Annotated in this window: 2 protein-coding genes; both read right to left on the bottom strand. The window is 71.8% G+C overall.

The window, feature by feature from the left end; translation table 11 throughout:
• Positions 1–57: 57 nt before the first annotated feature.
• On the bottom strand, positions 58–1,368 hold the full coding sequence (locus tag CCN51_RS39255) for a D-arabinono-1,4-lactone oxidase (RefSeq protein ID WP_014175871.1): 1,311 nt from the start codon (positions 1,366–1,368) through the stop codon (positions 58–60).
• Positions 1,337–2,362: MFS transporter (locus CCN51_RS39250; protein WP_107426184.1), on the bottom strand; the 1,026-nt coding region annotated here is incomplete at its 5' end. The genes CCN51_RS39250 and CCN51_RS39255, both read right to left, overlap by 32 nt.

Genomic DNA, 2,362 nt, shown 5'->3' with positions numbered 1-2,362 from the left:
GGCGGGGGTAGATGGGGTCGGAGCGGGCGCCGAGAGTGGGGGCGAGAGTGGGGCGCGTCAGTCGCCCAGAACCCGCCGCAGATAGTCGTTGCCGAACAGCCGCTCCGGGTCCAGCCGGTCCCGAATGGCCGTGAACTCCCCGAACCGCGGATATGCCTCCGCCAGATACGCGGCGTCGCGGCTGTGCAGCTTGCCCCAGTGCGGCCGCCCGCCGTGCGCGGTCATGATCTGCTCGGTCGCCGTGAAGTACGCCCGGTGCGGGGTGCCCCGGTACAGGTGCACCGCGATGTAGGCGGTGTCCCGGCCCGAGGCGGTGGACAGCGGGATGTCGTCGGCCGGTGCGGTGCGCACCTCCACCGGGAAGCTGACCCTGAGGCCCGACCGCTCCACGGTTGCCTTGAGCTCGCGCAGCACCGTGACCGCGGCCTCGCGCGGCACCGCGTACTCCATCTCCACGAAGCGGACCCGGCGCGGACTGGTGAAGACTTTGTAAGGGATGTCCGTGTACGTGCGGGCGGACAGCGCGCGGCTGGAGATCTTGGCGATGCCTGGGATGGTGGCGGGGACCGCCCGCCCCACCGAACAGGCCACCTGGAAGATGCCGTTGGACAGCAGCTCGTCGTCGACCCAGCCGCTCACCCGGCCCAGCGGGGCGGCGGGCCCGTTGGTGCGGTTATTGCGCTTGGTGTTGCAGCTGCCCGTATGCGGGAACCAGTAGAACTCGAAGTGCTCGTTCTCCGCGACAAGTTGGTCGAAATCCGCCATGACCCGGTCGAAGGGCATGGGTTCCTCGTACGCGGTGAGCAGGAACTCCGGCTCCACGGCGAAGGTGATCGCGCTCACCACGCCCAGCGCGCCGAGCCCGATCCGGGCGGCGGAGAAGATCTCCGGATTCTCCTCGGCCGAACAGCGCAGCACCGAGCCGTCCGCCGTCACCAGCTCCAGCCCTCTGATCTGAGCGGCGATCGACGCGCTGGTCCGGCCCGTCCCGTGGGTGCCGGTGGCGGTGGCCCCGGCCACCGTCTGCTCCATGATGTCGCCCATATTGGTCAGCGACAGGCCGTGCGCCGCCAGGGTGTGGTTGAGCTGCCACAGCGGGGTGCCGGCCGCGACGGTCACCGTCCCCGCCTCCCGGTCGATCTCCCGGATCCCGGCCAGTCGCTCGGGGCGTATCAGCAGCCCGTCCGTGGCGGCCGCGGCGGTGAACGAGTGGCCGGTGCCCACCGCCTTGACTCGCAGGCCCTCCTCGGCCGCCTGGCGCACCACCTCGGCCAGCTCCGCGGTCGACGAGGGGGCGATGCTCCGGGCCGGCCGGGCGATCACATTGCCCGCCCAGTTACGCCACACGCCGTTCCGGTTGGTCCTCATGGTCCTTACGGTCCTTATGGCCATCCGCGCCCGACCCCTCCCGCTGTGGCGCCGGCCGCAGCCGGCGGTACCCGAGGAACGCCACCGCTGCCGCGAACGCCCCGGCCACGGCCGGCACCGCGTACCCCGCGCGCGCCCCGGCGGCGTCGACAACCATTCCGGCGGCCGACGAGCCGAGCGCCACCCCGACCGAGAGCCCGGTGCTCACCCAGGTCATGCCCTCGGTCAGTTTCGCGCGTGGCACGAGCTGTTCGACCAGGGCCATGGTGGTGACCATCGTCGGTGCGACGGCCAGGCCCGCGACGAAGAGCGCCACGGCCAGAAACGAAAGGTTCCCGACCAGTTGGAGGGGGATCATACTCACGGCGATCGCACAGACACCCAGCAGCCACCTGCGAGGGGCCGAACCCGTCGGACGCAGCAGTCCGAAGACCGCTCCCGCCAGGCAGGAACCCGCCGCGTAGATGGCGAGCACGACGCTCGCCGCGGCCTTGTTGCCCTGCTCCTCGGCGAACGCCACCGTCACCACGTCGATCGCCCCGAAGAGCGCGCCCACGGCGGCGAAGGCGGTCATCAGCACCATGAGCCCGGCCGAGCGCAGCGCCGAGCCGCCGGTGTGGTGCTCGAGCGGATGCGGTACGGGCTCGGTGGCGCGCTGCGCGGTCAGCGCCAGCACCCCGACCGCCAGGAAGCAGCCGGCCAGCAGAGGGCCCGCCTCCGGGAACCAGGCGGTGGAAAGACCGACGGACAGGATCGGGCCGACGATGAAGCAGACCTCGTCGACGACGGACTCGAAGGCGTACGCGGCGTGCAGCTGGTGCGGCGTATCACGGTAGATCGCCGCCCAGCGGGCCCGCACCATCGCCCCGATGCTCGGCACGCACCCGGCCGCCGCGGCGAACGCGAACAGCGTCCAGTCCGGCCAGCGCAGATGCGCGCTCAGCAGCAGCCCGGCGACGGCGGTGAGCGCGACGAGGCTGGCCGGGCGCAGCAC

The organism is Streptomyces milbemycinicus (assembly GCF_002154605.1).
Taxonomy (GTDB): Bacteria; Actinomycetota; Actinomycetes; order Streptomycetales; family Streptomycetaceae; genus Streptomyces; species Streptomyces milbemycinicus.
This window is presented reverse-complemented; position numbering and strand designations above follow the sequence as displayed.

Bases quoted from the DNA above. Each gene is read 5' to 3' on its own strand.
- CCN51_RS39255 (WP_014175871.1), bottom strand. From the start codon at position 1,368: ATGAGGACCAACCGGAACGGCGTGTGGCGTAACTGGGCGGGCAATGTG.